The sequence below is a fragment of the Proteus sp. FME41 genome (assembly GCF_014897315.1).
Classification (GTDB): Bacteria; Pseudomonadota; Gammaproteobacteria; order Enterobacterales; family Enterobacteriaceae; genus Proteus.
On record NZ_JABUYL010000002.1, the window covers coordinates 256,889 to 272,952 of the forward strand.

The window sequence follows — 16,064 nt, forward strand, 5'->3', positions numbered from 1 at the left end:
ATTAAATAAAAAGTAATTAAATAATGAATATTTATTTAATTATTTTTTATTTTCATTTTTTATTAAATTGAAGTGTTTTATCAAATTTAACGCAGAGGAAGTCCCCTGCGTTAATGCAGTAATTTATTATTTTATTAATTTAAATAAATAAAACGATTACTGATAATCAACTTGGAAGTTGATAACGGCTTGGAATTCACCTGGAGTAACAGTCGCGTCCGCTGATTCAGCTTGTACGTAAGCAACGAATGGAATTTTTGAAACGCCATTCACTAACTGTACTGGTGTTGTTGCTGTATTCCATTTTACCGCTTTGCTACCAGCATCCATTAAGCCGATGCCTGCGCCAGACGCTGAGCCAGAAACAAAAGAAGCTAAGTCTTTGTTTGTTGCATTAACAACGCTTGGTGTATAGCTAACAGTTGCTGTTTTTGCTACTGTGGTATCACAGTCTTGTAATTCGATATCTTTTTTAACGTTACCCGCTTTTTGCATATTAGCTAATGCAGAAGTTGGGATTTCACTGAAATCAACAATAACTGGACTTGAAGAAGCGGCTAATCCACAAGCTGAATTAACAATTTCACCTTTTAATTGAATTTCGCCTTTAGTTGCGCCAACTTTTGGTGCTGTCGTTTCAGCTGTTGCAACAGAATTAATACCAAATACTAAAGCAGCAGCTAAAGCAATTTTACTCAGTTTCATTATAGATAATCCCTTGAAGATCGTGCGTATTATTATTTATAGAAAAATAATATTGATGTCGGAATATAAAAATTGATTTGCATTATATTTCGAGTTGTTTCGAATAATGACTGGTTTATATGATATCAACAAAGGTGCTCTATTTGATATAACGTTTTGTCAGTTTCCGCAATTTTCAGATTTAATCTGGCCTATTCCACATTAGTAGAATTTTATATAGATTTATTCTTTTTATTACTCAATTTATGGGTAAAAAAGTTTATCAGGCAGATAAATTTAATAGACAATATAATTAACATTACTTTAACGTTACAAAAAGTGATGTTATTAACATTACTTTAAGAAAATTAATAAAATCAATTATAGATTATCGTAAAGTATATAATTCAATAAGTTAGATGTTAATAGTGTATCACTCAGGTTAATTTTTATCGTAAATAAAGTTTCTCGAAAAAGAATAATCATAAAATGAATAATAACTAATGAGATAATTCCTACGTATTTAAGTTAATTTTTTCTTATATTTCACTTATTCTGATCATCTAAAAAAGACTATTTGGGTTATTTTAAATACATTTTACTCATTAGGTGAGTGTTTTAACTAATAAGTGTTACATTTTTTAACACGTGCGTTTTAACAACATTGAGTAAAAAATAGTAGAGAAAATGTAACAATTTTTAATATTAAGAAAATATTAATTTTAAAGAGAGGTAACGGATAAAAGTCGACGTTTGAGAAATAAAAAGTAAGAATTACAGTCACGAGTAAGCCTCTATAAAAGAGGCTGTAGTGTTATTTAACGTATTGTTTTAAAGGTAAAATCTTTTTTAACGAGGTATATCTTGCGTGAGTGATAATGAGGAGGTATCTTGCTTTTCATCTTCATTACTTTCTTTATCTTTAGATAATATTTTATTTTTACTCTCTTTGGCTTGAAGATAACCCACAAGGCTGAGTTGATATCGACGAATATTTTCAACATAGCGATAAGCTTCATGTCCTCTTGCGTAACCATAGGGAAGATCAGCATAGTATTTCTTTTGGCTAAGTAGCGGTAATCTTGATTTTACATCTAGCCAACTATCAGGATCTGCACCTTGTTGTTCAGTGAGTCTTCTGGCATCAAGCATATGACCAAATCCCATATTGTATGCGGCTAATGCAAACCAAATTTTCTCATCTTCAGGAATAGATTCAGGTAAACGTGAAAGAAGATGCTTAAGATATTGTGCCCCACCTCGAACACTTTCTTCAGGATCAAGCCTATCTGTTACCCCCATACTTGATGCAGTAGGGCGTGTTAACATCATAAGCCCTCTAACACCAGTAGGTGATGTTGCATGAGGATCCCAGTGTGATTCTTGCCATGCCATTGCTGCTAACAACCGCCAATCAAAGGTATCCGCGTATTTTTCAAAAAGGGGTTGATAGTTGGGTAAAATAGAATCAATAGCAGTAATAAAAGAGAGGGTATCAAAGTAATCAAATGAACCGACATGGCCAAAATACTTTTCTTCAAGTCGTGCTAATACATCTTCTTGAGATAATTGATTAAAATAATCGAGCATAGCTGCATATAAACTATTATCTTCACTGTCTGGTAGATACCATGTGAGCGGACGGCTTTCAGTGACTTCGAATCCGACAGCAACATTAGGGTGAATGCGTTGTTGTACCGCAACACTGATTGAGTCAGCTAAGACATAGGTTATCTTGCCTTCTGATAATGCTTCTAGCAGTTGTGAAGTCGTCTGATTGTCTGATTCTTCCCATTCAAGTTCAGGGTATTGTGTCTCTTTTAATGTCCGCAATAGACTTGCATGTGCAGAACCCGCAGTGACGACAAGACGTCCATCTAGTGCATCAAAACTACGAGGTCTTAATGTCCCTTTACGGTAAATCAGTTGTTGAGAAACTGAAAAATAAGCTGGGCCACTACGTGTCGTGTCTAACCTCTCTTTATTATAAAGTAATCCAGCTGCGATAAAATCAGCTTTATTATTCTCCAGATCATCAAACATTTGATTGATATTTGTCCGCATATTAACGACAAGTTTCACGCCTAGGTAATCAGCAAAGCGTTTCACTAATTCATAATCGAAACCTACGGGGTCCTTTTTATCGTTCATCGTTATCAATGGTGAAGACATCGTACTAATTCTTAGCTCACCACGAGATAAAATCTTATTTATCTGCGCTTTTTGCCTATCAGGCCATGAAATATTCAACGCAATAATTGCCGCTGAAAAGAGCGCTATGATAACGATAACGAAATAGTTTATCCTTATATTATTCAATAGGTTATTTCTCGTTAACGTTGTTTGTTGTTGTGTGTAAAGTCGTTATTTTAACATGGATAAATTTCCAGTAATCGAGCATTTTGCTTAACATATTGCTAAGACGCAACTTGATTACACCAATTAATCAGTAAAACACACTAAGTTAAATGCCGTTATTTTGTTCACGCAAACGGTTTCGTCTGGGCGGTTATTCTATTATACTAGGCGCGTTTCCCCTGAATGATTGATCAGGCTAGCAGCTAAAAGAGAGAACTCAATATTATGGAAATCCTGCGTGGCTCCCCCGCTTTATCCGCGTTTCGTATTAATAAATTACTCACTCAATGTCAGGAAAATGATCTTCCTGTGCAAGGTATATATGCGGAATTTGTCCATTTCGCGAAAGTGGAAGGGCAGTTATCTGAAGATGACCAAATTAAATTAAGCCAATTACTGCATTATGGGCCTTCATTAACAGAGCATGAACCTGTTGGGGAAATGCGAGTGGTGACACCTCGCCCAGGAACGATTTCACCGTGGTCTTCTAAAGCAACTGATATTGCGCATAACTGTGGTTTAACCAAGATTGTTAGAATTGAACGTGGTATCGCCTATTTTATAGAGTGCGATACGATGACAGACACTCAGTGGCAACAGCTTTATGGTTTGATTCATGATCGAATGATGGAAACCATTTTCTTAAATTATCAAGATGCCAATGCACTTTTTGCAGAGCAAACACCCGCACCACTAAAAACAATAGATGTACTTGCTAAAGGCAAAGATGCACTGGTTAAAGCGAATATTGAAATGGGGTTAGCGCTTGCTGACGATGAAGTTGATTATTTAGTTGACGCTTTTAACCGGTTAGAACGTAATCCAACAGATGTTGAGCTTTATATGTTTGCACAAGCTAACTCTGAACACTGCCGCCACAAAATATTTAATGCGGATTGGATTATTGATGGCGAAGCGCAAGATAAATCATTATTTAAAATGATCAAAAATACGTTTGAGCAAACGCCAGATTATGTCATGTCAGCGTATAAAGATAATGCGGCTGTTATGGAGGGTTCTGTGGCAGGACGTTTTTATCCTGATGCAGAGAAGGGGCATTATCGTTATCACCAAGAGCCTGTGCATATCTTGATGAAAGTAGAAACGCATAATCACCCAACAGCGATCTCACCATGGCCAGGTGCAGCGACAGGCTCAGGTGGAGAAATTCGAGATGAAGGTGCAACAGGGCGTGGTGCTAAACCTAAAGCGGGTTTAGTCGGATTTTCTGTTTCTAATTTACGTATTCCTGGTTTTGAGCAGCCTTGGGAAGAAGATTTTGGTAAACCGGAACGTATTGTTACAGCATTAGACATTATGACCGAAGGCCCATTAGGGGGAGCTGCCTTTAATAATGAATTTGGTCGTCCTGCCTTATTAGGTTATTTCAGAACCTATGAAGAACGAGTTAATAGCCACAATGGTGTCGAAGTTCGCGGTTACCATAAACCCATTATGTTAGCGGGTGGGATTGGTAATATTCGTGAAGATCATGTTCAAAAAGGGGAGATCACCGTTGGCGCTAAGCTGATCGTATTAGGTGGCCCATCTATGAATATCGGTCTGGGTGGGGGAGCAGCTTCTTCTATGACGTCGGGGCAATCTGATGAAGACTTAGATTTTGCCTCTGTTCAACGAGATAACCCTGAAATGGAACGCCGTTGCCAAGAAGTTATCGATCGTTGCTGGCAGTTAGGTGATGATAACCCTATTTTATTTATTCATGACGTAGGGGCTGGTGGTCTTTCTAATGCAATGCCTGAATTAGTCAATGATGGTGGTCGTGGTGGTCGTTTTGAACTGCGTGATGTTTTGAATGATGAACCGGGAATGAGCCCTCTTGAAATCTGGTGTAACGAATCTCAAGAACGTTATGTGTTAGCTGTATCACCAGAGAAAATGCCTCTTTTTGATGCATTATGTCAGCGTGAAAGAGCACCTTATGCTGTCATTGGTGAAGCGACACAAGAACGTGAATTAGTCTTAAACGATACACACTTCAATAATAAACCTATTGATATGCCATTAGACATATTATTAGGTAAAGCACCTAAAATGTTGCGTGATGTGAAATCACAAAAAACAGAAGGTGAGTATCTAGACCGTAAAAATATCGATGTAAGAGATGCGGTTTATCGAGTGCTTCATTTACCTACTGTTGCTGAAAAAACCTTCTTAATTACCATTGGTGATCGTACTGTAACGGGCATGGTTGCTCGTGATCAAATGGTTGGCCCTTGGCAAATCCCTGTTGCTAACTGTGCTGTTACCACCGCAACATTAGACAGCTATTATGGCGAAGCAATGTCGATTGGTGAAAGAGCGCCCATTGCACTATTAGATTTTGCAGCATCTGCTCGTATGGCTGTCGGTGAAGCACTCACAAATATGGCAGGCAGTGATGTACAAGCGCTTAATCGTATTAAACTCTCGGCTAACTGGATGTCAGCCGCAGGTCATCCTGGTGAAGATGCTGGTTTATATGATGCGGTTAAAGCCGTTGGCGAAGCGTTGTGCCCTGAATTAGGTATTACCATTCCTGTTGGTAAAGATTCAATGTCAATGAAAACACGTTGGGAAGATAAAGACGGGAAAACTAAAGAGGTGACGTCTCCGTTATCTTTAGTGATTACGGCATTTTCTCGCGTTGAAGATGTACGTAAAACAGTGACACCTGAATTATCAACACAACCTGGAAACCGTTTATACCTGATTGATTTGGGTAATGGACATAATGCATTGGGCGCAACGGCCTTGGCACAAGTTTATCGCCAGTTAGGTCAAAAAGCCGCAGATCTTCGTAATGTCGAACAGCTAAAACAATTCTTTACTGTGATGCAACAGTTGGTCAATGAAGGCAAATTGCTGGCTTATCACGATCGTTCTGATGGTGGCTTATTTGTCACGCTAGCAGAAATGGCATTTACGGGGCATTGTGGCTTAAATGTTGATATTAGCGCTTATGATGAAGATATTTTAGCTGGGCTGTTTAATGAAGAGCTAGGCGGTGTTATCCAAATTGAAGCAGAGCATCAAGAGTCAGTTGAAGCGCTGTTTACAGAATATGGTTTAGTCGATTGCTTACATTATTTAGGCCAAGCAACACAAGATGACGCCATTATTATTCACAGTCGTGAAACGGAAGTTTACAACGAAAAACGAAGTACACTACGTATGTGGTGGGCTGAAACAACATGGCAAATGCAACGTCTACGTGATAATCCTGAGTGTGCTGATGAAGAACATCAAGCAAAAAAAGATATCCACGATCCAGGATTAAATGTGCATTTAACCTTTGATCCAAGTGAAGACATCGCAGCACCATATATTGCAACAGGAAGTCGTCCTCGTATTGCGGTATTAAGAGAGCAAGGTGTTAACTCTCACGTTGAAATGGCCGCCGCTTTTGATAGAGCGGGCTTTGATACAATCGATGTTCATATGAGCGACCTACACTCAGCACAACGTTCATTAAGTGATTTTGATGTGCTGGTGGCGTGTGGCGGATTCTCTTACGGTGATGTATTAGGTGCGGGTGAAGGTTGGGCTAAATCTATTTTATTTAATTCTCGTTTACGTGATGAGTTTGCTCAATTCTTTGAACGCCAAGATACCTTATCGCTTGGTGTCTGTAATGGTTGCCAGATGATGTCAACATTATCGGAGCTTATTCCGGGAGCTGATTTATGGCCTCGTTTTGTTCGTAATCGGTCTGAACGTTTTGAAGCGCGTTTTAGTTTGGTAAAAGTGACTGAAAGCCCATCGTTACTGTTACAAGGTATGGGCGGTTCACAAATGCCAATTGCGGTTTCTCACGGTGAAGGTTTTGCTGAGTTCCGCCATGCGGATCAATTAGCTCAATTAGAAGCACAAAATTTAGTGGGATTACGCTTTGTTGATAATTATGGTCAGCCAACAGAACAATACCCGTTAAATCCGAATGGCTCTGTAAAAGGGATCACTGCGGTCACCACAAGAGACGGACGTTCAACTATTATGATGCCACACCCTGAACGCGTATTTAGAACAGTAAGCAATTCTTGGCATCCTGATCATTGGGGCGAAGATAGCCCTTGGATGCGCTTATTCCGTAATGCAAGAAAACAGTTTGATTAATTAGCAGTAATTATTTTAGTGGTAAAGACATAAAGCCTCTACTTAGTTAGGGGTTTTATTTTATTGATAATAAAGGAAATATTCTTTGTTGTGTAAAATTAACGACATTTTGCCATTACATTGTCTCTTTTTGGCGACACTTAACTTGTTGAAATTTAAGCTATAATAAAATTTAAGGTAACTTTGTCTGTATATGGAGACAGCTTGGTGGTTTTATAACAAGATAAAAGGGACTCATAACTAAAATATAATAAAGATGTTTTTATTTTTACTTATTTTTCATTGTATTATAATTTTTTATTAAAGTTGGCACGCCTTGTGCATTATATAAATCAGTTGCTCATTCAACTTTTTATGTCGGTCCACAATATGGGTGGGGACATACCACATAAGCCAGGAATGACGCCAGAGTAAGGTGCCTACCGTCCAACATCATGATACTCGTCTTCGGACCTTATCAAACACAGGGCGACACGTGGAGTGAGGCACCACCTTCATTCTCTTTTAGAGAAAAAAGAGATGAAATATAGACGAGCGGAATATCTCAGTAAGATATTCCGCTCTCCCACTTCTAGAGCCTGTCATATTCTTTCGCTTGTGTTTGTTACCTTTACCTAATTTTCCAATGTCGGACTTTTTTCTTGTTATCAAGTCATGTAGCATCGCATTACTCTAATAGGTGTTGAGATGATTTCATTGAAAAAGTGGCGTGTTTTTCCCCGTTCTTTAAGACAGCTTGTGATAATGGCATTTTGGATGGTGCTATTACCTTTACTGGTTCTTGCTTATCAGGCTTATCAAAGTCTTGATCAATTAAGTAATCAAGCTGCTATCACTAATAAAAATGCATTAGCAGATACTGAACGCAGTGAAGTTATGCGTAATTTAGCTATTGAAATGGAAGGAAATTATCGTCGATATTGTGTTTTACGTGATAAAACCGATGATGATATGTATCAGCAGCGCTATCAGCAATACACAAAACTTTTCTCAACACTGCAACAAACTATTATTCCTCTTTCTGCGTCTAAAGAAGCCGATGTACTTAATACCTCGCTGGCAAAACTAAAAGCAATTCAATGTGAAAGTAGTGAACCGACAAAAGAGATGCAACAAGCCTTAGAGCAATTCTCTTATGCAAATAATCGTATTGTCGTATTAACGAAAGAGATTATTTTTAGTCGAGGTGAACAACTGCAAATGGCTATTGCGGAAAAGGGACGCTATTTTGGTTGGCAAAGTCTTATTGTTTTTGTTTTTAGTCTAATTTTAATTGCACTGTTTACTAGAATGATTATCGGTCCCGTTAAAGGGATTGAAAAGATGATTAATCGATTAGGTGAAGGGCGAACACTTAATAATAATTTAGACTCTTTTCAAGGGCCAAGAGAGCTTCGTTCTTTAGCTCAACGTATTATTTGGTTAAGTGAGCGTTTGGCATGGTTAGAGTCACAACGACATGAGTTTTTACGCCATATTTCTCACGAATTAAAAACACCATTAGCCAGTATGCGAGAGGGAACGGAATTATTAGCTGATGAAGTTGCTGGCCCTTTAACATTAGATCAAAGAGAAGTAGTCTCGATTCTTGATAATAGTAGTAAACAGTTACAATTATTAATTGAACAATTGCTTGATTACAACCGTAAACTTTCTGAAGTTCCTCAACAAATTGAAGAAGTTGACTTGATACATTTAGTGAATGATGTGGTATTAGCGCATAGCTTACCGGCAAGAGCGAAAGACATTAAAACGATAATTTCACTTGATCTGACAAAATGTCGAGCAGAGGCCACATTATTATCACGTGTTGTAGACAATCTCTACTCGAATGCGGTGCACTATGGTGCTGAATCAGGTAATATCTGGATCTCTAGTTATCAAGTTGAACAGAAGATAGTCATTGATATCGCTAATAAAGGAACGCCTATTCCTGAATCTGAACAGAAAATGATTTTTGAGCCCTTTTTCCAAGGTTCTTTACTACGCAAAGGTGCTGTAAAAGGAAGTGGTTTAGGTTTAAGCATTGCTCATGACTGTATCAAAAGAATGGAAGGTGAATTAAGAGTTGTTCCTTCTGACTATGCTGATGTCTGTTTTCGTATTGAATTACCGTTACTTTCTGAGAATAAATAATGCAAATCAGGTCACAAATACATGCATCACCTCACCATGGGTATAAAAAAATAAATAAAAAGATGCTTGGTACTGAATCGTTCTCTATGGCCCCTGCATCAACTAGAAAATTCACATTAAATTGGAAGCAGTGTTTCTTATTTATTATGCTTCCATGGGTTCTTTCGGGGTGTACGCCAAAGTCGCTCACCGCATCATTAGAGGCTGAGCCTGAAATCCCTGTTGTTAAACAAAAGACGATTGATTATCGTTGGGCTGAATGTAAAACATTAAGCTCATTTTATGATGAAGGTATTAATAACGCCCTTTATTGGTTACGCACGATTGAATGTACTCATCGCATTATGTCCACAGAAGCACAACGCCAAGCAAATAGTGTTGTTGTTACAGGATGGGATGATGCATTTTATAAAAGTATTTTATTAGAACGTGCGGGTATGACGATTGCAGAACGTCGTACACAATTAGTGTTATTAGAAAGCTATAAACTGCAATTTCCAAGCTCTATGCGAGTTCTATTATCAACATGGATTGAAAACCAAGCACTCACACTCTCTTTAGCAGAAGAAAAAAATCGTTATCGTCGTTTAACAACAGAAACGGATAACCGCATTGATACCCTAAGAAGAGAGAATAATGCATTAGAGCATGAATTGAGCATCACACTAAAAAAACTTGAAAGCCTGACCCAAATTGAACGGCAGTTATCGAATAGAAAACAAGGTGGCTCTGTTGATTCGTTATCACAAAATGATGAATTAGCAGATAGTGCAACAGTAACATCGGTTGAGACAGAAAAAACAGTCGTTGAAAAACTGACCGAAAAACCGACTGCAACACAATCGATAACAGAAAAGCCAAAGAGAGAGGAAAAACCATCTTCTGCAACAGCGGTTAAGCCTGAGTTATCCAAACCAGAACCCACCAAACCAGAGGCGGCTAAACCTGAACCTGTTAAAACTGAAATAGAAAAACAGGATATCAAACCGACTGAAGCAGGATCTAAATAAGGAGTATGTGCATGGCTGGTCATAAATCAGCAAATCTTTTACTTGTCGATGACGATCCTGGGTTATTAAAGTTACTTGGTATGCGATTAACAAGTGAGGGTTTTCATATCTTCACTGCTGAAAGTGGGCAAGAAGCACTAAAACTTCTCTTAAAAGAAAAAATAGACCTTGTAATTAGTGACCTTCGCATGGATGAAATGGATGGTATGGCGTTGTTTGCTGAAATACAGCGCCAGCAACCCGGCATGCCAGTGATCATTTTGACTGCTCATGGTTCAATTCCTGATGCGGTTGCAGCGACACAACAAGGCGTATTTAGCTTTTTAACCAAACCTGTTGATAGAGATGCACTCTACAAAGCCATTGATGAAGCACTAGAACTTGTAACAACGGTGTCAGACGAAGAATGGTCAAAAGATATCGTCACTCGTAGCCCACAAATGCTACGTTTATTGGAGCAGGCAAAATTAGTCGCTCAATCTGATGTAAGCGTGCTCATTAATGGTCAAAGTGGTACAGGTAAAGAAGTCCTTGCTCAAGCTATTCATCGAGCCAGCCCCAGAGCAAAAAAACCGTTTATTGCCATCAACTGCGGAGCTTTACCTGAGCAGCTTCTTGAGTCTGAGCTATTTGGTCATGCGAAAGGCGCATTTACAGGGGCTGTGAGTAGCCGTGAAGGGTTATTTCAAGCAGCTGAAGGCGGAACGCTATTTTTAGATGAAATTGGCGATATGCCAATGGCATTACAAGTTAAATTATTGCGTGTTTTACAAGAGCGAAAAGTTCGTCCTTTAGGCAGTAATCGCGATATTGATATTGATGTTCGTATCCTTTCTGCAACACACCGTGATTTGCCTAAAGCGATGGAGCGTAATGAATTTCGGGAAGATTTGTTCTATCGTTTAAATGTGGTGAGTTTACGCATTCCAACATTGAATGAAAGAGCCGAAGATATTCCAGTTCTTGCTAATCATTTATTACGAGAATCCGCTAAACGGCATAAGCCTTTTGTCCGTAGTTTTTCAACCGATGCCATGAAATGCCTAATGACAGCAAGTTGGCCGGGTAATGTGCGCCAATTAGTTAACGTCATTGAGCAATGTGTTGCATTAACTACCGCACCTGTCATCAGCGAAGCTCTTGTAATACAAGCTTTACAAGGTGAAAATACGGCGCTTCCCACATTTGCGGAAGCAAGAGGACATTTTGAAATGACCTATTTGAGAAAACTATTGCAAATGACAAAAGGCAACGTGACTCAGGCTGCACGTATGGCTGGACGTAATCGAACTGAGTTTTATAAATTGTTATCTCGTCATGAGCTAGATGCGAATGATTTTAAAGAATAACCTTTTCAGATAACGAATCTATTTTTAAACTAACTTTCCTTTTATGCGAAAGATAGCGGAGAGACTAATTTTTATGAGTCGTAAATTAAAACTCGCAATGGCTCAACTCAATTGGGTTGTTGGCGATATTGAAGGTAACTGTGAACGCATGTTATCTACCGTTAAAGCGCAAGAAGAGGCCGATTTGGTCATGTTTTCTGAGCTGGCTTTATGCGGTTACTCTCCTGAAGATCTATTATTTCGTCCTGATTTCCAACAACGCTGCGAAACACAACTTACACGTTTAGAACAAGCAAGCAAAAAAATAGCGATTGTCGTGGGGCATCCTTGGTGGCAAAACGGCAATATTTATAACGCACTTTCATTTTTCTATAAAGGTGAATTACAAGCACGTTATTTCAAACAACAATTGCCCAATTATGGTGTATTTGATGAAAAACGTTATTTTCAACAAGGAAATGAGCGTTGTGTTGTGCCATTTAAAGGTTATCACTTAGGTTTGTTAATCTGTGAAGATATCTGGATTAATGAACCTATTGATGCATTAAAACAAGCGGGGGCTGACTTTGTTTTATCAATTAATGCCTCGCCTTATAATCGTGAAAAGCCGCATGTTCGTACACAATTAATTAAAGAACATTGCCAAAGAACACATCTTCCAGTGGTTTACCTTAACCAAATAGGTGGTCAAGATGAGTTGGTTTTTGATGGTTGTTCTAAAGTATTTGATGAACGAGGCACTATCACGCATCGTTTAGCCGCATTTGATGAACAAACCTCGATTGTTGAATTTGATGAATTAAACATTGTTCCCATGATAAACCCTGCACCAGAGCTTTCACCGTTAGCACAAGTTTATCAAGCATTAGTGCTTGCAACCCGTGATTATGTGGCTAAAAACGGCTTTAAAGGCGCGATTTTGGGATTGTCAGGTGGTATTGATTCGGGATTAACCGTTGCTATTGCCGCAGATGCATTAGGCAGAGAGAATGTTCAAGCAGTAATGATGCCATTTCGTTATACCTCAGAAATGAGTATCCATGATGCAAAAGAACAAGCGGATTTATTAGGTGTAGAGTTCGATACTGTGTCTATTGAGCCTATGTTTGATGCTTTTATGGCACAATTAGCACCAATGTTTCAAGATACCGCCGCAGATACCACAGAAGAAAATTTACAAGCACGTTGTCGTGCAGTAATTTTGATGGCAATGTCGAATAAACGTCGTCGCTTAGTGCTTACCACAAGCAATAAAAGCGAATCTGCTGTAGGTTACTCAACATTATATGGCGATATGGCGGGCGGTTTTGATGTGCTAAAAGATGTGCCTAAAACGTTGGTTTTTGAGCTTTCTAAATATCGTAATACGCTTTCACCAGCAATCCCTCAACGAGTGATTGATAGACCACCATCAGCAGAGCTGGCTCCGGGGCAAACTGACCAAGACAATTTACCGCCTTACGACATTCTTGATGCTATTCTTGAAGGTTATGTTGAGCAGGATAAATCTGTATCTGATCTAGTTACGGCTGGATTTGATGAATCCACTGTACGTAAAGTGATAAAATTAGTCGATATTAATGAATACAAGCGACGCCAAGCTCCGGTAGGGCCACGTATTACAAGTCGTAATTTTGGTAAAGATCGCAGATACCCAATAACAAGCGGTTTTGGTCGCCACAACTGGTAACAGCAGGATAATACGATGAAAAAGATTGAAGCGATAATTAAGCCGTTTAAATTAGATGATGTAAGAGAAGCATTAGCTGAAGTAGGCATTACGGGAATGACGGTGACAGAAGTGAAAGGCTTTGGTCGCCAGAAAGGGCATACTGAGCTTTACCGTGGTGCTGAATATATGGTCGATTTTTTACCTAAAGTAAAAATTGAAATCGTTGTTTCTGATGAAATTGTTGAAACCTGTGTTGATACTATTATGACAACAGCACAAACCGGTAAAATTGGTGATGGTAAGATTTTTGTCTTTGATGTAAGTCGTGTTATTCGTATTCGTACTGGCGAGCAAGATGAAGAAGCTATTTAATAGTTAAATAACTTAAACTACACATAATGTTGTTATTTGTTTTTATAAAAGCCTGATATTTTTTAATCAAAATATCAGGCTTTTTCTTTTTTTTGCACATAATAATTTTTTTTATGTTTTGCTTATAGTGCTATTTCTACCTTGTATAAATCTATTGATAATAATGAACAATTTATTTTGCTGTTTCTTATAAACTTTAAAGCACAAAATGTTATTCAATAACTTTTAAGGAAAGTTATTATCATCAACATTAAAAAATCATTAAGGTATGGGAAATATTGTGTTTAATTATTTATTAAAGCGCCTCGCTTTATTTTTATGTGCAGCAGTGCTAATCGCCATTACGACGGGATTCATTTTTATTGATATTTTGGTGCTAGATAATGGTATTTCAGAAACATCAGTGACTGAAATAGGTCAAGAAATTATTGTCGCGATCATTAGCTTATTCTTTTTTGTGAAAGCGTATCAAAACAGTGAACAACGGGGAACATTTACGCTTATTATGGGCTTTTTCTTGTGTGTTCTCATTCGTGAATTAGATGGTGTATTTGACCAAATTGCCCACGGTTCTTGGGTTTGGTTTGCACTGACAGTCACTTTTGTCTGTATTGCGATTGCGATTAGAGAAGGCAATAAAACACTAACAGGATTAATCCATTTTATTACTCACCCAAGCCATGGCATGTTAGTGGCTGGATTATTATGCGTTTTATTATTTTCACGTTTATTTGGAATGGGTATATTGTGGCATAAACTATTGGGTGAAGATTATAACCGTGATGTCAAAAATATGGTGGAAGAGGGCAGCGAATTATTCGGTTATACACTGTGTTTAATTAGTGTTATTTGGTATGGATTTTCTGCTAAAAAACATGTTATTCCTGTGGAAGTTGAAAATAAATATAGATCATAAAAACAGCATGATATAAAAAATAAAAGCGCTGCTAAATATAATGCTATCAGCGCTTTTTACTTATTCTATTTTAAACTTTAATGTTAATAGCTCTATTTTTTATTTACTGTATATCTTGCGTAATAACAGCATGAGGGCCAAAACATTCATAATGAAGTTTATTGCTATTAATGCCTAATTCAATGAGTTGTTTTGCGACAGACTGCATAAAAGGTAATGGTCCACAAAAATAGAAATGCATATCAGGAACAGTTAACCAATCTTCAACTTGTTTTAATGTCATAAAGCCATCGAATTGATAATCTTTATTTTGTACGTCTTCAGTGCGAGGTGTGCGATACCACACTGCCTGCTGATAATGTGAAATTTGACTACCGACTTGATTTACTTCATCTTTAAAAGCATGAACGCCACCATGCTCAGCGGCATGAAGCCAATTAACGTTAGTTTGGTGAGTTAAAAGTGTGTGTAACATCGATAACATAGGCGTTAAACCTACACCTGCTGAAATTAATGTAACTGGTGTTGTTGGTGATACCTCTAAATAGAAATCACCCCCTGGTGCGGCGACGTGTAACATATCCCCTTCTTGAACATGGTCATGAAGAAAATTTGATAAAATACCTTTCTCTTCGCGTTTTACGGCGATGCGGTATGTTTTATTATTTGAAGATTGAGTTAACGAATATTGACGTATTTCTTGGTTTTCAAGTTTTTCATTACGGATATAAAGACTTAAATATTGCCCAGCTTGATAAGGCGTAATATCAAGGCCGTCTTCCGGTGCTAATTCAAAGCTAGTAATGACATCACTTTGTTTTACTTTATGTGTGACTTTAAAGGCTCGTAATCCTCTCCAACCCCCGCTTGTTTTTTCTTTTTGTTGATAAATTTGTTCTTCACGATTGATAAAGACATCAGCTAATACTTGGTAAGCGGCTCCCCAAGCATCTAATACTTCTTGCCCAGGATTAAACATTTCATCAATGGTGGCTAATAAATTTTCACCGACAATAGGGTAGTGCTCAGGAAGAATATTTAAACTGACGTGTTTTTGTGCAATTTTTTCAACTGCGGGCAAAATGGCAGGTAAATTCTCAATATTTATTGCATAGGCGCATATTGCATTAAATAGGGCTTCACGTTGGGCACCGCTACTTTGATGGCTCATAGTAAAAATATCTTTTAGCTCAGGATGACGAGAAAACATTCGGTCATAAAAATGAGCAGTTAATGCAGGGCCTGTTTTAGCAATAAGAGGAATTGTTGATTTAATTGTCGCGATAGTTTGTGCATCTAACATAATTGCTCCTGAAAAATTTTCAGTTTATTGTGAATTTTTATAAATTGCATTTTATATGCAACTTATCGCTTTTTGATTATTTTGTAAATAACTGTTTTTATTTTTTAACAAAAAATCTCAATTCTTAGAGAATGATGCGGGGTGTTTG

Annotated in this window: 10 protein-coding genes; 7 read left to right on the plus strand and 3 right to left on the minus strand. The window is 37.9% G+C overall.

Features of this window, described 5'->3' with window-relative positions; translation table 11 throughout:
• Nucleotides 1–156: 156 nt before the first annotated feature.
• Nucleotides 157–705 carry a fimbrial protein gene (locus tag INT04_RS03710; RefSeq protein WP_193014802.1) on the minus strand — a complete coding sequence of 183 codons (549 nt, stop codon included), beginning with the start codon at nucleotides 703–705 and terminating at the stop codon, nucleotides 157–159.
• Nucleotides 706–1,533: 828 nt separating this feature from the next.
• Nucleotides 1,534–3,003 carry a membrane-bound lytic murein transglycosylase MltF gene (gene mltF, locus INT04_RS03715; protein WP_193014803.1) on the minus strand — a complete coding sequence of 490 codons (1,470 nt, stop codon included), beginning with the start codon at nucleotides 3,001–3,003 and terminating at the stop codon, nucleotides 1,534–1,536.
• Between the two features lie 261 nt (nucleotides 3,004–3,264).
• On the opposite strand from mltF, the gene purL reads away from it, so the two are divergent.
• From purL to INT04_RS03750, 7 genes are all read left to right on the plus strand, one after another.
• Entirely contained in the window at nucleotides 3,265–7,158 is a 3,894-nt protein-coding gene (purL, locus tag INT04_RS03720; RefSeq protein ID WP_193014833.1) for a phosphoribosylformylglycinamidine synthase, read from the plus strand.
• Nucleotides 7,159–7,845: 687 nt separating this feature from the next.
• Complete coding sequence (locus tag INT04_RS03725; protein WP_193014804.1) at nucleotides 7,846–9,294, plus strand: sensor histidine kinase; 1,449 nt, start codon at nucleotides 7,846–7,848, stop codon at nucleotides 9,292–9,294.
• Nucleotides 9,294–10,304, plus strand: a complete 1,011-nt coding sequence (gene qseG / locus INT04_RS03730) for a two-component system QseEF-associated lipoprotein QseG (protein WP_226893956.1) — start codon at nucleotides 9,294–9,296, stop codon at nucleotides 10,302–10,304. The genes INT04_RS03725 and qseG overlap by 1 nt, the downstream gene beginning before the upstream one ends.
• Nucleotides 10,305–10,315: 11 nt before the next feature.
• Nucleotides 10,316–11,653 (plus strand): two-component system response regulator GlrR, encoded by a 1,338-nt coding sequence (gene glrR / locus INT04_RS03735; RefSeq protein ID WP_193014805.1) that lies wholly within the window; start codon nucleotides 10,316–10,318, stop codon nucleotides 11,651–11,653.
• Nucleotides 11,654–11,726: 73 nt separating this feature from the next.
• Nucleotides 11,727–13,343, plus strand: a complete 1,617-nt coding sequence (locus INT04_RS03740; protein ID WP_193014806.1) for an NAD+ synthase — start codon at nucleotides 11,727–11,729, stop codon at nucleotides 13,341–13,343.
• Nucleotides 13,344–13,358: 15 nt separating this feature from the next.
• Nucleotides 13,359–13,697 (plus strand): nitrogen regulatory protein P-II, encoded by a 339-nt coding sequence (gene glnB / locus INT04_RS03745; RefSeq protein ID WP_193014807.1) that lies wholly within the window; start codon nucleotides 13,359–13,361, stop codon nucleotides 13,695–13,697.
• A 268-nt stretch (nucleotides 13,698–13,965) separates the two neighbouring features.
• Nucleotides 13,966–14,613 (plus strand): hypothetical protein, encoded by a 648-nt coding sequence (locus INT04_RS03750; RefSeq protein ID WP_193014808.1) that lies wholly within the window; start codon nucleotides 13,966–13,968, stop codon nucleotides 14,611–14,613.
• Nucleotides 14,614–14,716: 103 nt separating this feature from the next.
• Here INT04_RS03750 and hmpA read toward each other — a convergent pair whose 3' ends face one another.
• A complete protein-coding gene (hmpA, locus tag INT04_RS03755) occupies nucleotides 14,717–15,916 on the minus strand; it encodes an NO-inducible flavohemoprotein (RefSeq protein ID WP_193014809.1) in 1,200 nt (399 codons plus the stop codon).
• Between the last annotated feature and the right edge of the window lie 148 nt (nucleotides 15,917–16,064).

Excerpts from the sequence above, each read along its gene's own strand:
- glrR (WP_193014805.1), top strand. The coding sequence starts at position 10,316 with ATGGCTGGTCATAAATCAGCAAATCTTTTACTTGTCGATGACGATCCT.
- qseG (WP_226893956.1), top strand. The coding sequence starts at position 9,294 with ATGCAAATCAGGTCACAAATACATGCATCACCTCACCATGGGTATAAA.
- glnB (WP_193014807.1), top strand. The coding sequence starts at position 13,359 with ATGAAAAAGATTGAAGCGATAATTAAGCCGTTTAAATTAGATGATGTA.
- INT04_RS03750 (WP_193014808.1), top strand. The coding sequence starts at position 13,966 with ATGGGAAATATTGTGTTTAATTATTTATTAAAGCGCCTCGCTTTATTT.
- INT04_RS03710 (WP_193014802.1), bottom strand. The coding sequence starts at position 705 with ATGAAACTGAGTAAAATTGCTTTAGCTGCTGCTTTAGTATTTGGTATT.
- INT04_RS03740 (WP_193014806.1), top strand. The coding sequence starts at position 11,727 with ATGAGTCGTAAATTAAAACTCGCAATGGCTCAACTCAATTGGGTTGTT.
- hmpA (WP_193014809.1), bottom strand. The coding sequence starts at position 15,916 with ATGTTAGATGCACAAACTATCGCGACAATTAAATCAACAATTCCTCTT.
- INT04_RS03725 (WP_193014804.1), top strand. The coding sequence starts at position 7,846 with ATGATTTCATTGAAAAAGTGGCGTGTTTTTCCCCGTTCTTTAAGACAG.